16 protein-coding genes, 1 pseudogene and 1 CRISPR repeat array are annotated in these 19,313 nt (G+C 40.1%); of the genes and pseudogenes, 14 read left to right on the plus strand and 3 right to left on the minus strand.

The annotated features are described in order from the left end of the window. Positions 1 to 26 precede the first annotated feature (26 nt). From FPL27_RS03210 to FPL27_RS03250, 9 genes and pseudogenes are all read left to right on the plus strand, one after another. Entirely contained in the window at positions 27 to 1,043 is a 1,017-nt protein-coding gene (locus FPL27_RS03210) for a CRISPR-associated protein (protein WP_143959727.1), read from the plus strand. 12 nt (positions 1,044 to 1,055) lie between these two features. Next, on the plus strand, positions 1,056 to 1,844 hold the full coding sequence (cas5b, locus tag FPL27_RS03215; RefSeq protein ID WP_143959728.1) for a type I-B CRISPR-associated protein Cas5b: 789 nt from the start codon (positions 1,056 to 1,058) through the stop codon (positions 1,842 to 1,844). Then, the gene (gene cas3, locus FPL27_RS03220) at positions 1,841 to 4,252 is read left to right on the plus strand and encodes a CRISPR-associated helicase Cas3' (RefSeq protein ID WP_143959729.1); all 2,412 of its coding nucleotides are present in this window, start codon (positions 1,841 to 1,843) and stop codon (positions 4,250 to 4,252) included. Before cas5b ends, cas3 begins: the two co-directional genes overlap by 4 nt. Positions 4,253 to 4,270: 18 nt before the next feature. Continuing rightward, the gene (locus FPL27_RS03225; protein WP_143959730.1) at positions 4,271 to 4,942 is read left to right on the plus strand and encodes a CRISPR-associated endonuclease Cas6; all 672 of its coding nucleotides are present in this window, start codon (positions 4,271 to 4,273) and stop codon (positions 4,940 to 4,942) included. Between the two features lie 19 nt (positions 4,943 to 4,961). Continuing rightward, positions 4,962 to 5,954: a CRISPR-associated endonuclease Cas1 gene (gene cas1 / locus FPL27_RS03230; RefSeq protein WP_143959731.1), complete on the plus strand. Its 993-nt coding sequence runs from the start codon at positions 4,962 to 4,964 to the stop codon at positions 5,952 to 5,954. 2 nt (positions 5,955 to 5,956) lie between these two features. Beyond that, complete coding sequence (gene cas2, locus FPL27_RS03235; RefSeq protein WP_143959732.1) at positions 5,957 to 6,247, plus strand: CRISPR-associated endonuclease Cas2; 291 nt, start codon at positions 5,957 to 5,959, stop codon at positions 6,245 to 6,247. Position 6,248: 1 nt separating this feature from the next. Continuing rightward, positions 6,249 to 6,824, plus strand: coding sequence for a CRISPR-associated protein Cas4 (cas4, locus tag FPL27_RS03240; RefSeq protein ID WP_317129422.1), 576 nt, complete (start codon positions 6,249 to 6,251; stop codon positions 6,822 to 6,824). Positions 6,825 to 7,019: 195 nt separating this feature from the next. Next, positions 7,020 to 9,829: direct repeats of the CRISPR family, unit length 37 nt; unit sequence CTTCCAGAGCCTATTCCATCATAAGAAGGATTGAAAC. 308 nt (positions 9,830 to 10,137) lie between these two features. Further along, positions 10,138 to 10,332: pseudogene (locus FPL27_RS03245) on the plus strand (DUF3024 domain-containing protein); the annotation flags it as partial. A 100-nt stretch (positions 10,333 to 10,432) separates the two neighbouring features. Next, complete coding sequence (locus FPL27_RS03250; protein WP_235893356.1) at positions 10,433 to 11,563, plus strand: AAA family ATPase; 1,131 nt, start codon at positions 10,433 to 10,435, stop codon at positions 11,561 to 11,563. 66 nt (positions 11,564 to 11,629) lie between these two features. Here FPL27_RS03250 and FPL27_RS03255 read toward each other — a convergent pair whose 3' ends face one another. Further along, the gene (locus FPL27_RS03255) at positions 11,630 to 12,160 is read right to left on the minus strand and encodes a CAP domain-containing protein (RefSeq protein WP_143959734.1); all 531 of its coding nucleotides are present in this window, start codon (positions 12,158 to 12,160) and stop codon (positions 11,630 to 11,632) included. A 354-nt stretch (positions 12,161 to 12,514) separates the two neighbouring features. On the opposite strand from FPL27_RS03255, the gene FPL27_RS03260 reads away from it, so the two are divergent. The 5 genes from FPL27_RS03260 (at position 12,515) to FPL27_RS03280 (ending at position 17,937) form a co-directional block, all read left to right on the plus strand. Beyond that, positions 12,515 to 14,740 (plus strand): NADP-dependent isocitrate dehydrogenase, encoded by a 2,226-nt coding sequence (locus FPL27_RS03260; RefSeq protein WP_143959735.1) that lies wholly within the window; start codon positions 12,515 to 12,517, stop codon positions 14,738 to 14,740. Positions 14,741 to 15,120: 380 nt separating this feature from the next. Continuing rightward, positions 15,121 to 15,306 (plus strand): hypothetical protein, encoded by a 186-nt coding sequence (locus FPL27_RS03265; protein ID WP_143959736.1) that lies wholly within the window; start codon positions 15,121 to 15,123, stop codon positions 15,304 to 15,306. Between the two features lie 57 nt (positions 15,307 to 15,363). Next, positions 15,364 to 16,518, plus strand: coding sequence for a DUF4221 family protein (locus FPL27_RS03270; protein WP_143959737.1), 1,155 nt, complete (start codon positions 15,364 to 15,366; stop codon positions 16,516 to 16,518). Further along, positions 16,515 to 16,913 (plus strand): hypothetical protein, encoded by a 399-nt coding sequence (locus FPL27_RS03275; protein WP_143959738.1) that lies wholly within the window; start codon positions 16,515 to 16,517, stop codon positions 16,911 to 16,913. Before FPL27_RS03270 ends, FPL27_RS03275 begins: the two co-directional genes overlap by 4 nt. Next, positions 16,900 to 17,937 carry a hypothetical protein gene (locus tag FPL27_RS03280; RefSeq protein ID WP_143959739.1) on the plus strand — a complete coding sequence of 346 codons (1,038 nt, stop codon included), beginning with the start codon at positions 16,900 to 16,902 and terminating at the stop codon, positions 17,935 to 17,937. Before FPL27_RS03275 ends, FPL27_RS03280 begins: the two co-directional genes overlap by 14 nt. Before the next feature lie 145 nt (positions 17,938 to 18,082). Here FPL27_RS03280 and FPL27_RS03285 read toward each other — a convergent pair whose 3' ends face one another. Together FPL27_RS03285 and FPL27_RS03290 are read right to left on the minus strand one after the other, a co-directional pair. Next, positions 18,083 to 18,814, minus strand: a complete 732-nt coding sequence (locus FPL27_RS03285; RefSeq protein ID WP_143959740.1) for a 3-keto-disaccharide hydrolase — start codon at positions 18,812 to 18,814, stop codon at positions 18,083 to 18,085. A gap of 3 nt (positions 18,815 to 18,817) precedes the next feature. Further along, on the minus strand, positions 18,818 to 19,246 hold the full coding sequence (locus FPL27_RS03290) for a c-type cytochrome (protein WP_143959741.1): 429 nt from the start codon (positions 19,244 to 19,246) through the stop codon (positions 18,818 to 18,820). Between the last annotated feature and the right edge of the window lie 67 nt (positions 19,247 to 19,313).

Raw genomic sequence — 19,313 nt, forward strand, 5'->3', positions numbered from 1 at the left:
AATTTTCTAAATCAACTTTAAAAAATATGTCTACTATTACTAACAACTCCGACTTTCTATTCCTTTACGAAGCTTCACAGTGCAACCCAAATGGCGATCCCGATCAAGAAAATAAACCTCGCATGGATTATGACACCGATACTAATATTGTAACCGACACTCGGGTAAAACGCTATATCCGCGATTTTCTAAAAATGACAGGACAGCAGATTTTTGTTGACATGGAGGGGGAAAGTAAAGTTAGCGCAGATAGTAAATTAAAAGCGGTAATAGGCAGGCTATTGGCTGATCAGGAAGAACTCGATCGGGTATTTGCAGAAAATGAAGACATAAAAATCAGATTTCTGGAAGTGAAAGAAAAATCGAAAGCTAAAACAGCCGAAGATATTCTCAAATTTATGCAGAATAAGACAAACCGTGATCTAAGCTTTCGCCTAAATCTGTTCCTGCTCGCTTATCTGGTAAAACAGAAGTTTGTAGATATCAGGCTTTTTGGAAGTGCTTTTGCCATTGAAGGGTTCAACAAATCTTATATAGGGCCAATTCAACTTAACTGGGGCTATTCACTAAATAAGGTGCAGCTAATGGAGTCGAATTCTATCGTTACCATTATGAACGATGATAACAGTACCTTTGGCAAAGACTACCGTGTACATTATAGCTTGTTAGCTTTCAATGGCACCATCAATAAGTATGCAGCTGTAGGCACAGGGCTTTCAGAAGAAGATCTTCAGCTATTCCGCAGCTCAATATGGGAAAGCATACCCTCTTTACCTACCCGATCTAAATTAAACCAATACCCTAAACTTTATCTGGAGATAGTTTACAATGATGGTTTTCACAACGGCCACTTCGGTGATTTAAGGAGTTTTGTTGCAACACTTCCAGCTAATGGTATTGATGAAAAACAGGTCCGTAAGTTTAGCGATCTATCACTCGATTTAGCAGCATTGGCCAAGCTGATTTCTGACAATAAAGGAGAAGGCAAACCCATTAAAGAAGTGATTATCCGCACAGCACCAGGTGTAGAACTTCTAGCATAATATAGGGTGGCAATGGAAATAATTTCATTTGATATTTACGGGAAAATGGCTCATTTCAGAAAGTATTATGGCAACAATACAGCCATGAGCTATTCTATACCACCTCGAACAACTCTAATGGGTATGCTTGCAGCCATACTTGGTTTTGAAAGAGATTGCTACTACGATTTACTAGCTTCAGATAAAATACGCATTGGTTTGCGTGTTTTGTCACCTCTAAAAAAATCGTTCCACAGGCTTAATTTGCTTAGTATTAAAAGCCTAGGCGATGCAACCAAAGGCGGTGGAGATTTTACTGGAAAAGGAGGCCGTATACAAACACCTTTTGAAGTAGTGACCGGCATGGATATAAGCAAAGATATGGTTTGCTACCGCATTTTTGTTTCTGCAAATCAGGCTGGTGCTGAAACCTTTAAACATTTAAAAGAAAAGTTATTAGCTAATCAGCGGCACTACAGCATTACATTGGGAGTAGCTAATTTTTCAGCATTTATTAGGAATGTGATTCATTATGAAAATGTAGTAGAAACAAAATCATCTGGTACTTTACAAGTACATTCTGCGGTAATCTCAGATACAGTTGAAAAACTTGTTTTTGAAAAAGACACAGAAGCTGGCTCCAACTATCTGGAAGAAGAGTTACTTCCCGCTGATTTTATGCAGAACGGAAGCAGAGAATTGTCTAAGCTTAACCGCACCCTTTTTAGCACCAGAAATTTACCCCTTGATGTTAGCTTAAGTGTCCCTCATTACCAACTGATTAGTGAAACTGAAACTCAAAATATAACTTTTCTGGAATGACAATTTTCTATTCTCATAGTAAGCAGGACATTGACGGTCAGGTTAAAGGTTCTAAACAATTAAAAACACATTTTGATGGCGTAAATACTAAAGTCCAGCAATTATTATCCGATACATTATCGTTTTCATTAGGAAATGGAATCAGAGAACTGTCTGAAGAAATTGCGCTATACCATGATCTAGGAAAGTATACCCCACATTTTCAGCACTACCTGCTGAAATCAAACAAGTATGACGCAACTCTGAAGCAACATGCTAAGTTCGGAGCTTTTGCAGTACTGGAAAAACTGAGCCAGCAAGGCAGAAGCTTTGAGGCATGGGTGGCGCTATACATCATTGTGCATCATCACAGCAATCTGACAGAATTTAACTCACTTAATCATCTTATTGCTAAAGACGAAACCTATCATGATGAGTATATTTTTGAGGAACAACTGAAGAGTATACAAGAAAGCTTGCAGCAAATAGCTTTGGATCTGGATGATCCTGCTTTATCAAATTATTTAAAGTTTCCAGAACAAAGGCCGTTCAAGAAGTTTTGCAGGGAGTTTAGCAAACTACATGGATCTACAGAAACATATTTCCTCATCAATTACCTGTTCTCGCTGCTCATTGAAGCAGACAAACTGGATGCATCGGACACCTCCCTTTATGATAGGGTAAATATATCGCCTAATGCTGTAGATCGCCTTTTACATAACAGCACTCACCAGCTACGAACCAAGGTAAGGCATTCGGTAATCAGCAGATTAGATGAGCTTGATCTGCAAAAGCAAAAAATATTTACGTTAACGGCTCCTACAGGAGTTGGCAAAACCTATACAGCTCTTGATTTTGCCTTAAAACTTAAAGCAAGAGTTCCTGAACTTCACAAAAGCCAGATTATTTATGCCTTGCCCTTTATTAATATTATTGAACAAGGCTATGCGGAGTATACAAAAGCATTAAGCGGTTCCTGTAAAATCCTAGCTCATTACCAATATGCTGATATTTTCGGGGAAGAAAACAAAAAAGGTAAAGGAGGATATGATGATAAGGCATACCATCAAAAGTTAATGGAGGTGGATACCTGGCAGAGTGATATCGTCATTACTTCTTTCGTGCAGCTGCTTCAAACTATCATAGGTCATCGGAACAAGATTCTGAAGAAATTCAGCCATCTGGCTAACTCCATCATTATTCTGGATGAAGTTCAGACTATTAAGCTTGAACAGGTGCCTTTGGTGGGAGCTGCTTTATATTACCTGTCGAAGTACCTGAACGCACGAGTTATTTTGATGACTGCTACAAAACCTAAAGTTCTGGAGCTTGCTTATAAGCATATTTTGAAAGCTGAAGGTGAGCCTGAAATAGATTACAAGGCTTCTGAGCTATTACAAGAACACGAGGATATTTACAGAAGCTATAAAAGGACAAAGATTGTTCCTCTCTTAGATGTAGAATTCCACAAAGATGCAGTAGCAGACACTTTTGTACAAGAGCTGTTTTCAAAGAAGTGGACACAAAGCCAGTCATGTTTGGTTGTTGTAAACAAGGTAAACCGCTGCATTGAGTTTTTTCAGAAAATTAAAGAATACCTAGAAGAGCAGGAGCTCACCAATCCTGTTTATTGTCTTTCGACCAATATTGTACCTGCACATAGGCTAGAGCGAATTGAACAAATAAAAGCAGATTTAAAAGCAGGAGAAAAACCAATCCTCATAGCTACCCAAGTTGTAGAAGCAGGTGTTGATCTTGATTTTGATATGGGCTTCCGAGACCTTGGCCCTATAGATTCTATCGTGCAGGTTGCTGGACGAATTAACCGACAAAGTAATCCTCAGAACCCAGAGCGATTACACTTGCCACTGTATGTGATTGATACAAGAGACTGTCAGAAAATTTACGGCACAATTACAACTGTAAACGCTGATGGTGCCTTACGATTAGCAAATGAAATTCCTGAAGCTGATTACCTTGAGCTGGTTGAAAACTACTTCACTAAACTTACCAACAGTAGCTCATTTAAGTATTCGCGTGATATTTTTGAGGCAATGAAAGCTTTAAGGTATGACGCAGTAGATAAAGACGCTAGTGTAAAATATGTTTCAGACTTCAAAGTAATTGAAGAGCAACAAAAAGCTATATCAGTGTTTGTGCTCGTCGATGATCGGGCTACGGAAGTCAGAGGAGCATTTATGAGCCTGCTTGGCAATGAACTCAGTAAGCAGGAATTTGATGAAAAGTATAAAAAAGATTTTCACCAACGTATTATTGCGGTTCCTTCTTATTACACAGAGCACTTGGATAAAAATCTGAATCTTAGTGATTCCATTATGTTTGCTCAGCCTGATAATTATGACCTTAACACAGGATTTATAAGACAAGAAAGTGAGAAAAGAGAAGTAACAACTTATATGATGCTATAATACCCTTTAACTCAACCCATGCAACAACCCATCCACACCACCACCATTACTTTCCCCGAAATCAGGTTACAAACCCGGGATGCCCACAAGCTTCGCGGTTATTTTGGTACTCTCTTTAAAGACCATTCGCCTCTGCTCCACAATCATTTGGAAAGTGGTGAAAGCCATTATCGGTACCCTTTAGTCCAGTACAAAGTTGTCAACCAACAGCCAATGCTTATGGGATTCAATGAGGGAGGGGAATTGCTGACCAACCTGTTTCTTAAGGTTCAAGAGTTAGAACTGGATGGCAGAATCTATCCAGTATTAAGCAAAAACATTGTCAATAAGCGATGGGAGATAGGGTTGGAAGCCGATCTCACTAAATACCGCTATCAAACTCTCTGGATGGGGCTGAACCAGCAGAATTATAGAAAATATGCTAGTGAGCAGGATGGGCAAGAAAGGCTGGGGCAGTTGAAAAGAATTGCCATCAGCAATGTCTTGGCATTTTACAAAGCCTTTGGACTAATCCTTCCCAAAGACCAGAGAATCCTGCTCAATTTGGAAGTTCGGGAGAAAAGCACCCAGTTTAAAAACCAACAAATGCTGGCATTTACCGGTGGATTTACCACAAACGCCGTACTTCCGGATTTTGCCGGGCTGGGCAAGTCAGTAGCTAGAGGATTCGGCACCATCAAAAGAATTTAACCGCTAAATGATCTGAGAAATGCAGCTTTATATCAATACCTATGGTGCATATGTGCATATAAAAGATGAAATGTTTGAGGTAAGACTTAAAGATGATGAAACCCAAACCATCAAAAAGCATCATTTTGCTGCCTCAAAAGTATCTGGTATAGTCTTGACTACAGGGGCTGCACTGAGTACAGATGCCATCAGGTTGGCCATCATCAATAATGTAGATATCATTGTAACAGAAAAGGACGGCAAGCCGCTTGGAAGGGTTTGGCATAGTAAGCTTGGCAGTACCACTAAAATCCGAAAATGCCAACTGGAAGCCAGTATGAATGAGACGGGCGTAAAGTATACCAAGGAATGGCTTCTGCAGAAGATGAACAATCAAAGGGAATTCATCCTAAGCCTCAAAAAACACCGGCCAAATAAAGCGGACTTTCTGGATGATAAAATTAAAAGAATGGAAGCTTTGGCCCTTTCTGTATCTTCATTGGAGTCAGGCAAAGTTTCGGATATAGCTGATACCCTAAGAGGATTAGAAGGCACATCGGGCAGGCTCTACTTTGAAACACTCAGCAAGATGTTGGTTGGGGAATATCAGTTTTCAGGGAGGAGCAGCAGGCCTGCCAAAGATCCTTTCAATGCTTTTTTGAATTATGCCTTTGGGATTTTATACAGTAAGGTTGAAAAGGCCCTAATTATCGCCGGTCTAGATCCTTATTTGGGATTCCTTCACCGGGATGATTACAATCAGCTGAGCTTTGTGTATGATTTTATAGAACCGTATAGGATTTATGCCGAAACAGTGGTGTTCAGGTTGTTTTCCGGGAAAAAGGTGAATAAATCCCATACGGATCTTATTACTAATGGGGTTTCATTAAATTCTGAAGGGAAAGCGCTATTGGTGGCGGCTTTCAACAAGTATTTTGATGAAGAGGGCATCAGGTACAAAGGGAAGAATCAGACCCGAAGCAATACCATCCAGTATGATGCCCATTCATTTGCTAACACCTTAATCCAGTAGGCATGATTGTATGGATTTTATATGATATCAAAAATAACAAAAGCCGGACAAAGGTCTCCAAACTATGCAAACAGGCAGGATTGTACCGGGTTCAATATTCCGTCTTTTTGGGAACAATAAGTTCACAGGAAAAAGAGGCACTTTCCCTGCAAATTGAGGAGCTGATTGACGAGGAGACTGACAAAGCTTATATTTTTCCCATGAACAAAAATGAACTTCAACAAACTGAGCTGCTGGGACAGGCTTTTGATAAAAAGCTGGTCACAGATGAAGTAAAAGCCATGTTTTTTTAATATGATGACGCTTACCCCCTCCCATATCATTGAATATTTATACTGTCCCCGGTTCACTTATTTTGAATATGTGCTGACCATTCCCCAGTATGAAGAGAAGAATTACAAAGTGTTGAAAGGGAGGGAGATTCACGATCAGAAACTGGAAAGAAACAAGGAGTATTTAAGAAAGAAAATAGGGGTACAGGAAAAGCATTTAGACCAGTACCTTACAGGTCATTCTTTGAGAGGGAAAGTTGATGAAGTGCTGATGCTACAGGACGGCAGCATGGCACCCCTGGATTACAAATTTGCTCAGTATAAAGAGAAAATATATGATACCTATAGGACTCAGTTGATCTGCTATGCCCTGCTTATTGAGGAAAACTTTGGGAAGGAAGTTCATAAGGGCTTTCTAGTTTATACCCGCAGCAAACACAAATTGGTGGAGGTTTCGATAGATCCAGTAGATAAAGAAAAAGTAGTGAATGCTGCAGAAGATATATTTGCCATAATCCAGGAAAACAGGTTTCCCAACGCTACCAAATTTAAGAGAAGATGTGTAGATTGCACCTATCGGAATATCTGTATAAAATAAGGGTGCTCCGGGTTCAAATTTATTTTGATAGTATAAGGAATTGACCGTAATTGCCTGATTGTCAGTTGTTTTTTAGTTCGGAAAATTGGTTAAAATTATGGGAAAAAGTTCTTTGACATACTGTAAAAATAAAAAAAGAACGTTTGGGATTGTTTGTCAAAAGGCTAATATACAAGGGGTTATAGTGCTGGGCGACTTCCAGAGCCTATTCCATCATAAGAAGGATTGAAACCTAGAAAAATCTAGGAGATCTGGATCCTGTTTTTTACTTCCAGAGCCTATTCCATCATAAGAAGGATTGAAACTTTGGAAGGAGCGAAAGCACCAAATACAAAGGAATTCTTCCAGAGCCTATTCCATCATAAGAAGGATTGAAACGGTAGTCCCTGACGGTGTTCAGGGTGTGGTCTTCACCTTCCAGAGCCTATTCCATCATAAGAAGGATTGAAACTTATACCCTGGCAAGGCCAAAAGAAATCCAGCTCCTCTTCCAGAGCCTATTCCATCATAAGAAGGATTGAAACTAGCCATCAAAGCAGAGGTATGCAGGGAAAACATCACTTCCAGAGCCTATTCCATCATAAGAAGGATTGAAACAGGATATCTATCCCGTTTTTGATACTGTCCGGCCCTTCTTCCAGAGCCTATTCCATCATAAGAAGGATTGAAACAAATTACAATGTCCTATGTAAACTTTAAATTATCCGACTTCCAGAGCCTATTCCATCATAAGAAGGATTGAAACTCTATTGAAGTTAGATTTTGATTTTTCGGGAGTTGGCTTCCAGAGCCTATTCCATCATAAGAAGGATTGAAACTAGCCTAGCTCCTTGCAGGCCCTCAGCCTCATGTTCTTCCAGAGCCTATTCCATCATAAGAAGGATTGAAACAAGACAAGAAAAATTAAGAAGTAACGCAAAGAGAATTCTTCCAGAGCCTATTCCATCATAAGAAGGATTGAAACAAATGCCTGATTTGCCCCGTCTGGCGTCCTTTTCCGCTTCCAGAGCCTATTCCATCATAAGAAGGATTGAAACAACACTTCATCAAATGACAAAAAAAATAATTATTAGCTTCCAGAGCCTATTCCATCATAAGAAGGATTGAAACATTTGTCTGGTAGCTCCATGAGCTCCCCGCTCTACACTTCCAGAGCCTATTCCATCATAAGAAGGATTGAAACTACCATCAAGAAAGCTAAACGACACGGGTATGACAATCTTCCAGAGCCTATTCCATCATAAGAAGGATTGAAACCCAATTGGATAGGCAAGTACACGGACTTTCAGGACAACTTCCAGAGCCTATTCCATCATAAGAAGGATTGAAACGTATTTATTTTTTCTTGTTTGCATTTTTCGCCTTCACTTCCAGAGCCTATTCCATCATAAGAAGGATTGAAACTATGAAACCGTATAGGGTACTTTCCTTAGACCCTGACTTCCAGAGCCTATTCCATCATAAGAAGGATTGAAACGTGGCTAGATAGAGGTCGACGGCTCCGGTATGCTTCCACTTCCAGAGCCTATTCCATCATAAGAAGGATTGAAACAAAATATCCACTGAGGTGAGCAGGTGTTCGGTACACTGCTTCCAGAGCCTATTCCATCATAAGAAGGATTGAAACTTCATATGCCAAACATAAAGTCCTCTTCTCTTCCGCCTTCCAGAGCCTATTCCATCATAAGAAGGATTGAAACCCCACATGGATTTAATAACCCTGCTGGATGTGCTGGCTTCCAGAGCCTATTCCATCATAAGAAGGATTGAAACACTATTCCGTTTAATGCACTTCCAGAGCCTATTCCATCATAAGAAGGATTGAAACATGGTTCACAAGTAACAAGTTCAATCCAATGTTAGAACTTCCAGAGCCTATTCCATCATAAGAAGGATTGAAACGATTTTTAGCTTGAGATATTAATAGGATCATTCTGACTTCCAGAGCCTATTCCATCATAAGAAGGATTGAAACAGTCGAGGTTTATTGCATTAAGTTCAAATACATTAAACTTCCAGAGCCTATTCCATCATAAGAAGGATTGAAACTACGCTTGCTGCTGCATGTTTTTCTAATTTCTTGATCTTCCAGAGCCTATTCCATCATAAGAAGGATTGAAACTCGAAGAGGAACCTTACGGGCTTCTGGGGTGATCCCCCTTCCAGAGCCTATTCCATCATAAGAAGGATTGAAACTTGAATGGAGCCAAAGAGGGTTCCTGGGACTTCCTGCTTCCAGAGCCTATTCCATCATAAGAAGGATTGAAACTAATCCAAAGTGTTTCTTGTGTACTGCATTGTCGTACTTCCAGAGCCTATTCCATCATAAGAAGGATTGAAACACCCATTACACCATGCCAGGAGGTAGACCAAGACAGCTTCCAGAGCCTATTCCATCATAAGAAGGATTGAAACACCCTCTAATCCCAGCACTATGAACCATTTGATGATCGACTTCCAGAGCCTATTCCATCATAAGAAGGATTGAAACAAAGTTAATCCCTTATTGTTTTACTAAGGTAGTAATACTTCCAGAGCCTATTCCATCATAAGAAGGATTGAAACTCAAAAACGGTACCGGTGGAGATGGCGGTTCTGGTGCTTCCAGAGCCTATTCCATCATAAGAAGGATTGAAACTTGAAAACAGAACCTCATTTTTGGGTTTGGCCAAAGCTTCCAGAGCCTATTCCATCATAAGAAGGATTGAAACCACCGATGCCGAGCTCGGTATTTTGAAGGAGCTTGAACTTCCAGAGCCTATTCCATCATAAGAAGGATTGAAACTTAATTTTGAAGTGTTAGAATTGAATTAGCCCTTTTCTTCCAGAGCCTATTCCATCATAAGAAGGATTGAAACCCGACAGCAGGGGGGAGCGGCACGAGTCACCCAGGTCTTCCAGAGCCTATTCCATCATAAGAAGGATTGAAACTTACGTGCACGCCAGTCCACCCTTAAAAACAAGGTCACTTCCAGAGCCTATTCCATCATAAGAAGGATTGAAGCGAAGTTGGCGAGAGTCGAACTCGTCTGCTGTGATTCCTATCCTAAGATAGCTAGTTGAAAGCAGTTCACGCCTGCAAACCTCACCAAATTTTGCCTTACGATACAATTTGTTTTAGTATAATTATCCCTAAATTGCATGGAAATAAAATCAACACCATGGCTTTTTCAAACATTCAAATTGAAGTAATAAAAAAGGCTGGAGAAGCCTTTTTACTCTCATGTGAATCGCCCGAGGATCTCAGGGGGCAGGTGGAGGTGACCTATCGGGTGGAGGGGAATAGTGTGCTCCTCCATGAAGGCGCCCCAAGTGGGATAAGCCGGCTGAAACCTCTGAAATGCCTGTGGCCAAAGCCACCTTCGTCAAGACCCACTCCCACTGGAAAGTGTACTGGATGGGTGGAAACCTTAAATGGCAAAGCTATTCGCCCAACCCTATTGTCGAATCAGTTGAAGGGTTTTTTGATCTGGTAATACAGGATGATTTTGCCTGCTTTTTTGGTTAAATAGAGTGAGACATTCATCTAATTCTCCATCCCCAATTCACCTTTTGTAATTTACTTTTAGTAAATTACTTTTAGTAAATTACTTTTTGTAAATTTGGGTATGAAGTATAAGATGCCAGCCAATCCGTTTCCCACCACGGGGTATTATGGTCCGGAGTATTTTTGCGACCGGGAGGAGGAGAGCAATAAAATCAGCCAACTGTTGCAGAATGGACAGTCCTGTCTGTTGATGGGTAACAGGAGGTTAGGTAAAACGGCGCTCATTCATCATGTGCGGCAAATGCTGCCCGAGAATTGGGGTTTTATCTATCTGGATATCCTTTCCACCGAAAATGAACAGCAACTGCTCAATGCGCTGGGGGCGGCTCTGCTGCAGGGGTTTCCAGAGAAAAGCAAAGTCGGGAAAAGGGTCTGGGACTTTATGAAAAGCCTGCATCCCACCATTAGCTTCGACCAACTCAGTGGCATCCCGCAAGTAAGCATCCATAGCGCCCATGTGGAGAAACCCATTAAGAACATCCTGGAGTTTTTGGCCCAGCTAGAACAACCTACCGTGGTTGCCATTGATGAATTCCAGCAGATTGCACATTACCCGGAAAAGAATACGGATGCCTGGCTAAGGACGGTGATCCAGAGTTTGCAGAATGTCTATTTCTTGTTTTCGGGAAGCCGGCAGTCTATCCTGAACGAACTGTTCAGCGATCCCTCAAGGCCGTTTTTCAGAAGTGCTTCCCCCCTTAAGATCGGCAAGATCGGACAGGATGATTATCGGGAATTTGTGGTGAGGCATTTTAAAAATGGAGGCAAAACAATAGAGGCTGCCTTGGTGGATGAGATTTTGGAATGGGCGAAATGCCATACTTATTATGTGCAACTCTTGTGCAACAGGCTTTATCAAAAACCAATTAAAAAGTATGTGCGGGAGAATTGGCAGTCTTGCGCGGATGAGATACTTCAGGAGCAGGAGACGTTCTTCATCCATTACCGCACCTTGCTCAGCCCACAGCAATGGAAACTGCTTTCAGCCATCGCCCGCACGGGAACTGTCTATGCCCCTACGTCCAAGGCTTTCGTGTCTTCCAATAACCTTGGCAGCCCGGCCACAGTGTTCAAATCCCTTGATGCCCTGTTGGACAAGGAGATGATCTATAAGGAATATGGACCGGAAGGGGAGCCTTATTATGAGGTGTATGACGTGTTTTTTGAGAGGTGGATGCAGGTTAGGGTTTAAGGGTTGAATGGATTAAAGGTTTAACGTTAATCCTTTAATCAGCCCGCAGGGCGTTAAACCTTTAAACTACAAATCCTCCATTTCCCCAAACCACACCACTGCATATTCTTTATAAATCCCTACGCCCATCGCTTTCCAGTTGGCGTCTTTGAAGGGGCCGAGGTTGGCGATGACGGAGTGGTGGCCGGGGCTTTTTTTCCAGACTTCCAGGGCGTCGTCGGGTTGGGCTTTGGCGGAATGCCAGTAGGCGATCTCGTAGCCTGGGCTTTCGTAGCCGGCGATCTCACGCGGTTTGTCCCACATGCATTCGGGGTTTTTGTGGTTGTCGGTGTAGCAGCAACCTTTCCAGTCCCCTTTCTTGGACCAGCTGTGCATGTTGCAGCGCTTGCTCCTCTGGTAGTTTTCCTGCAAGTCCTTGGCATGGGCCTGGGCCACTTTGCTCAGTTTTTCCGAATAGGCAACAGCAGGAAGATTTTTGCTTTGCCGATAGCTATTGATGATCTCGTGAAGGGTTTTCTCTTCTGCAGTTGGAGAGGTGGGGGCGGTCCACAACTGAGTTATCAGGAGAATCAGGGAAAATAAGAAGGAATAATGCATTTGTTTAGTTTGAGTTGTCTTTTGTTAACGGTTAATAGAAGAGTTCTGTTGTTTTACAGTTTAAGGCTTATGGTTTAAGGCTTAAAGTTTATGGATTCAGAGTGAGCTAATTTTATAAACCTTAAACGCTCCGCAGGAGCGATAAACCTTAAACACCGTAAATTTTAATGGAGAATGTGGAATTAGGAATGAGTGTGGTTTTTTCATTTTCGCGGTGTATTTACATTTCCCCGATATTTTCCTTAATTTAGCCCGGATTTTTGGTCTGTTATTTCTATCCCTTTTGGCCACAATCACATAAACCGGACTTTAACGTTACACCTTCCAATTTAGGGGAAGCGAAACATAGCACTTATGACAAAAACAGCAAAGATTCTTTATACCCTCACCGATGAGGCACCAGCATTGGCTACCTATAGCCTTTTGCCCATCATCAAAGCTTTCACCAACTCTGCCGAAGTGGTCGTGGAAACCCGCGACATCTCACTTTCAGGTAGAATTATCGCCAACTTCCCGGAATTCCTTACTGAAGACCAAAAGATCGGCGATGCGCTTGCTGAACTTGGCGAGATCGCCAAGACTCCTGAGGCAAACATCGTGAAGCTTCCTAATATCAGTGCCTCGGTGCCTCAGTTGAAGGCGGCCATCAAGGAACTTCAGGGGAAAGGCTACCAGCTTCCAAACTATCCGGATGAGCCAAAGAGTGAAGAGGAAAAAGAAATCAAAACTAAATATGATAAAATTAAAGGTTCTGCGGTAAACCCGGTATTAAGGGAAGGTAATTCTGATAGGAGGGCTCCTCAGGCGGTGAAGCAGTTTGCCAAAAACAATCCTCACAGCATGGGTAAGTGGAGTGCAGACTCCAAGTCTCATGTATCAAGTATGAGTGAAGGTGACTTCTATGGCAGCGAAAAATCCCACACTTTGGCTAAAGCCGATGAGGTGAAGATTATGTTGGAAACCAGTATTGGTGACAATGTAGTTTTAAAGGATAAATTATCTCTTCAGGAAGGTGAAGTGATCGATGCTGCGGTGATGAGCGTAGGGGCGTTGAGAAAATTCTTGGAAGAGCAGAAAGCTGAAGCCAAAAAGCAAGGGGTATTGTTTTCCCTGCACATGAAGGCAACCATGATGAAGGTTTCTGACCCTATCATCTTTGGACATGCAGTAAGTGTGTTTTTCGCACCTGTCTTTGAAAAGCATGAAGAAACATTGCGCCAACTTGGTGTGAATGTCAGAAACGGTTTTGGGGATCTGATCAGCTCTTTGGAAAAACTTCCAGCTGAAAAGCGCCAAGAAATCGAGTCGGATATCGAGGCCTGCTATAACGAAAGCCCGGACCTGGCTATGGTGAATTCCGATAAGGGGATTACCAACCTTCACGTCCCTAGTGATGTGATTATAGATGCTTCCATGCCTGCCATGATTAGAACTTCTGGCCAGATGTGGAACAAAAACAACCAACTGCAAGACACCAAGGCGGTAATTCCTGATAGATCTTACGCCAGTGTGTATCAGGAAACTATTGATTTCTGTAAGAAAAACGGTGCTTTCGATCCACGCACCATGGGTAGTGTACCGAATGTAGGTTTGATGGCGCAGAAGGCTGAGGAATATGGTTCCCATGATAAGACCTTTGAAATTCCGACCAATGGCAATGTAAAAGTAATCAATTCTGCAGGAGAAGTTATCTTTGAACACCCTGTGGAGAAAGGCGATATCTGGAGAATGTGTCAGACCAAAGACGCGCCTATCCAGGACTGGGTGAAGCTTGCCGTGAACCGAGCAAAAGCCACTGGAGTACCTGCCGTATTCTGGTTGGACGAAAACAGAGCGCATGATGCCCAGTTGATTACTAAAGTGAAGAACTACTTGCCTAACCATGATACGGAAGGCCTTGAGCTTTTGATCATGTCCCCAGAAGAGGCAACAAAATATACCCTTGAACGAACCAAGGACGGTAAAGACACTATTTCTGTAACAGGAAACGTGTTGAGAGATTACTTGACTGATCTTTTTCCTATTTTGGAATTAGGAACAAGTGCCAAAATGCTCTCCATCGTACCTTTGATGAATGGTGGTGGTTTGTTTGAGACAGGAGCTGGTGGTTCCGCACCAAAGCATGTGCAGCAGTTCGTGGAGGAAGGTCACTTGAGATGGGATTCGCTGGGTGAGTTCTTGGCCCTGGCGGTATCACTTGAGCATTTGGGTAATACTTTCTCCAATGAGAGAGCCAAAGTGCTAGGGGAGACCCTTGATCAGGCAACCGGTAAATTTCTTGAAAACGGCAAGTCACCATCCAGAAAGGTGAAGGAGCTTGACAACCGAGGCAGCCATTTCTACCTAGCCATGTACTGGGCTGAGGCTTTGGCCAACCAGGACAAGGACGCAGCCTTGAAAGAGGTGTTCGGCAAGGTAGCCAAGGAACTTCAGGAAAATGAGGTGAAGATTGTAAATGAACTTAATGAAGCTCAGGGAAGTGCTGTTGAAATCGGGGGATACTTTAAGCCTGATGAGGAAAAGACTTCGAAGGCCATGAGGCCGAGTGAGACGCTTAACTCGATATTGAGCAGGATATAATATAAAAACAATCGCTCCGAATTTTTGAACTGCCCCCATAAAGTTGGACACTTAATGGGGGCTTTTCTATACGTAAAAACCAGAAATATGACCTGTCTGTGATATAAAATTCCGAGCTCATGCATTATTGTTACAACAAACATAAACCGATCAACTTTTCAGGGTAGGTTCAGGGTATGATGTATGGAGATAAACTTGCAATGAGAAGTTAGTAACACCCATAATCCCATTTCAAAGATCCGAATCAAAAAAAAAATCATCTAAAAAATTAGGTTGTTATTATTTTTTTTTTTTATTTGGGGAAATCATTTTTAGACAACAGATGATTGGGCTTTATTAACCCAGCCTACGTTTTGTTATGGGTTTAAATGTATATTATTATGAAAAAAGTTCTTATGATTTTTGGGGCGGCCTTTATTTTATTAGGTTCTGTAACATCAGTTGAAGCTATTTGCACGGATGGAGCTGGTTTGATTTATGTTGACGAGAATAACTATGTTTATTCAGGAGATAATTTTGATGGATCCTGTTCAGATTGTGATTGGAACTGTGCTCGTCCCTTGTGATTTATTGAAACTATAAATAAAACTTGGCCGAGTATCTCGGCTAAGTTTTAACATATTATGAAAATTTATTTATCTGTTATTCTTCTTGCTATTTATCTTCTTTTTTCGTGTAGTCAGAATGAGAAAAGCTCTCTTTATGATTATAATCAATATAAAATTGATTCAATATCTTTTAATTTAGATGATTCTACTTCAAATGAATTTAGATTGATTGAATATTTAGATTCAGGAGATGAAGATTATTTGTATCATTTTAATCAGTTTAAATCTGGTATAGATAAGTTTAGTCTTAGTAGTGGTGAATTAATTAAGACCATATCTTATCCTAATGAAGAACCTCACATGATTAAATTGGTTCAGGGAATAAGTGTCGTAAATGAGGATTCAATCTTTGTAATTCCATCTTTAAAAGTAAGGGGGATGATACTAATAGATGATAATGGCCAGCTTATCCATAGATATAATCCAAAAGAAGAAATAGATTTTGAAAAATCGATAATCAATCATATTTCTTTTGGTGCTCAAAAATCAGAATATAGGGGAGGTGAGCTACATCTAATTCGATATCCTTTATTTGATATGTCAAATCCTTCAAATATTAATGATGAATTTTTATTTGAAGTTACCTATAGGGTTTTAGAAAATGATTTTATTTTTATTAGCGAAAGCGGGTTTCCTTCATTTTATCATGATCAAATTTGGGTTTCAAATCATCTGCAAGTTTCTAGGGTTTTTAATGAGAAAGAAAGGATTTACTCTTGGAATCTCTCAGATACTTTGGATATTGTTAATATTAAGAATGGTGAAAAATCCAGAAAAGTTGTAAAAAGTATTTTTAAATCAAATGAGATTAAACCCTTAGCCTCCATTCCTACCAGAGAACAAAAGATGGAGTACACCTTGACTAATTTAAAATATTACGGTATTTATTATGATAAATATCGTCAACTTTATTATAGAACTGTTCAATTACCTGGAAAGTATACGAATTCCATTAATCCTAAAGATATCGATGCTGTTAGAGATTTTTCTATAATTATTCTAGATAAGGAGTTTAATGTGATGAAAGAAGTTTTATTTAATGGTGGTATTTATAATATGTATAGAGTATTTGTAGGTAAAAAAGGAGTGTATTTGCCAAAAAATAATCATATGTTTGCATCACAAGATGAAGATAAATTAATTTTTGATATATTTGAATTTGCAAAATGAGAGTATTGGGGGTGTTTTTATTGATAAATTTGTTTTTTTCATGCGAAAACACCAGTTTTCCTATAGATATTTATTCTCGTACGGTTGGTTTTAGCCTTGATAAGCCTACACTTATAATAAATCCAGATAATTGTTCTGCATGTTTTAATGAGTTTGCTAGTTCTGTTAGAAAGTTTCAAGATAAAGGATTTAATGTAGTAATAATTTCTAAAGAAAGGAAGAAAGCTAATTTAATGGTGAATCTTGATTCTTCTAATGTTTATTATGACTCGGGTGATTTGTCCTTTGAACTTAAAATTTTACACTCTCTCCCTAGAATTTATTTTTGTGATCATCCAGTAATTGAAGTTGTTTCTCCATTTATTATTGAAGGGTATATTAATGAGAGTAATTAGTATATTTATTGCCTTAGCGTTATTTCTAGTTAATTGCGAATCAAAAAAGGGTATTAAATATGGAGATGTAGAAGTGGTGTTCAAAGTTTTAGCCCAAAATGAGGAGGTAATAGATATTGATTTTTATAATGATAATTTTTTTGTATTAACTAATCATCATAATTTGTATGTTTTAAATTCGAACGAAGAGGTTTTTTCAGTTAGCGAGATATGGCCTACTCCTATTAATCCTGATGGTACTGTGAAATTTTATGAAGGAAATTATTTTTCATCTTTTTATATATGGGAAGATAAAGTGTATTTTATAGGTCAAAATCCAGGTGATATCTTAGTTACTGATCTAAATGGTGAAATAATAAAAGTTATTAAGCCAGATTATGGATTTGAGGGATTGCATTATTTGAAATATTTTAAAGAAAACAAGATATATATTCAAGTTTATAATCCAGGTAAATATATAAATCGTTTTATTTTATTTGAAATAAACCTTTCGGATGCTTCAATAATACTAGCTTCTGATGTTAAACTTGAAATAGATTCCAAATACATTCAGCTAAATATATCCGATTCATCTGGCATAATAGCTATTCATCCAGAATTGAATTATCCCTTCAAAATAAATATTGATGATACGGTAGAATTACATTATTGTCTACCAGTTTCAAATATAAGATACAAAGGAGAAATCAATAAAGGAGTCTCAACAATTGAGGATTGGTATCGATTGTCTAAAAGTCAAAAGAACAATATGTTTCCGGACAAGTATTTAGATTTCTATTCTAAAAATGGGAGATTATTGGTTTTGAGTAAATTACGTGATCGTGGAGAGAAGGCGTTTTCACCATTCCTAGTAACATATGGCGATAGTGTTAAGGTTAAGGAATATTTATTTGAACAACATTCATTTGTAAAATTGTTAGGAGAGTCAGGCTATTATATTGGAGTTAAGGATTGTGATGATTATAAGGTTTTAAAACTCCAGCAGATTCCCTTACTTGAAGAGGATGTGATTGAGGAGGGGTAATAATATTTTTTCAAACTCTATTTAAGGAGTGGCTTGTCAATATCCCGAGGGATTTTTTTTGTATTAAGTATGAGGTGAAGAAGGGGCCCCCATATGCGAAGCCCCTTAAACTCTAAACAAGACCGCAGTTTTATAAGCTATAAATTTACAGTCTTTTTATCCTGATATTTCTAAACCATACATCATCGTCATGATCTTGGAGGGCAATTTTGCCTTCTTGATAGCGGCCAAATCCAGGCATATCTTTGAACTTGCTGTTGGCAACCATCTCATCCCACTGCTCATCCCACATGGTGGTGGATACGGTGTTGACTCCGTTTAAGTAGAAATCAAGTTTACCGTTGTTGGCTCTGATTTCAGCTTTGTTCCATTCTCCGACTGGGTTGGCAGCTTCCTCGCTTGACTCGATTAAGTCATAAAGGTCTCCGGCACGGTGGGTTCTGATTTTGGCATCAGGGTGGCCATCGTTATCGAGAATCTGCATTTCTGGACCTGTCTGCCAAGGGTATTGATATTCTTCAGATTCCTGCACATAGAATATAACTCCACTGTTGCCGTTTTCGGAAATCTTCCATTCCAGTTCCAGATGGAAGTTGTCAAAGGTTTCATCGGTCACAATGTCTCCACCATTTTCTTCTGAGGAGTCAAAGAAAAGTACACCATCTTCAACTTTCCAGGCTTCTCCAATAGTGTTTTTGCCATAATTGGACCAGCCGTTAAGCGTTTGTCCATCGAAAAGGCTTATCCACTCTGACTGTTGATCCATGTCGTTGGTTTCGGTTGTCGTTGTTGTTTCTGTCGTTTCCGTGTTGCGTTCATCCGTGTCACATGCGGTCAACGCACCTGCCAAGGTGAGGCATAATAATGTTTTTTTCATGATTTATCTTCTTAGTAATAATACATATTTGACCATTTGCTGGGCATCCTCTTCAGAGAGTCCTGGGTGGGAAGGCATGGGAACATCCCCCCACTCCCCAACAGAGCCTTTTATTACTCTGGAGGCTAATAGGTCAACATTTTCTTCTGTGTTTTCATATTTGGAAGCTACCTCTGCATAGGAAGGCCCGACGATTTTACGCTCGGCCATATGACAGCTTGGGCAATCAGAGTCCTTTATCAAGGCAAGGCCTTGTACATAGTCTGGATTATCTCCATGTTGGTCCTCAAAACTTGCTTCTTTTTTAGGTTCATTTTGGGGAATGGAGGAAGTGGTTTCTTTTCTCGCGCTGTCCCCACCACCGTCTCCACAGGCGTACAATAGGGCAGTCATCGCTACCACTCCGAGGGTAAAAGGTTTGACTAGTTTCATGTTTCTAGGTTAAAAGGTTGATGATGATCGATGTCGGATGTCGGATGACCGATGTCTGATGTCCGAT

This window comes from Litoribacter populi, from assembly GCF_007483685.1.
Lineage (GTDB): Bacteria > Bacteroidota > Bacteroidia > Cytophagales > Cyclobacteriaceae > Litoribacter > Litoribacter populi.